1 protein-coding gene is annotated in these 301 nt (G+C 67.8%); it reads right to left on the bottom strand.

Annotated features, from left to right (window positions below):
* The coding region (locus EN846_RS34445) for a hypothetical protein (protein ID WP_210236163.1) at nt 1-234 on the bottom strand (234 nt) is incomplete at its 3' end.
* Nucleotides 235-301: the final 67 nt, after the last annotated feature.

Genomic DNA, 301 nt, shown 5'->3' with positions numbered 1-301 from the left:
CGCGACCTTGCGGCCGATCAGGAAGGCACCGAGCACGCAGATCGAAATGACCAGCGCGGCGAAGACATTGATCAGATGTTCCAGATAGGCATAGTGCGCTGCGTCCTGCAGCAGGTAGTAGCGCTGGCCGCCGCTGTCGAAGACGCTCAGGTGCCACTCGTTGGGCGCCTCTTCGCCGTGATGGCCCGGGCCGTACTGGCGCAGCACAGCGGGCACGTCATCGGCATCGTACAACCGGGTCCCCGCTGGCAGGGCGGGGCGTTGGCCCCGGGCCAGCGCGGCCTGCAGCCCCTGCACTTCG

This window comes from Mesorhizobium sp. M4B.F.Ca.ET.203.01.1.1 (assembly GCF_004791025.1).
In the GTDB taxonomy this organism is placed as follows: Bacteria; Pseudomonadota; Alphaproteobacteria; order Rhizobiales; family Rhizobiaceae; genus Mesorhizobium; species Mesorhizobium abyssinicae.
This window is presented reverse-complemented; position numbering and strand designations above follow the sequence as displayed.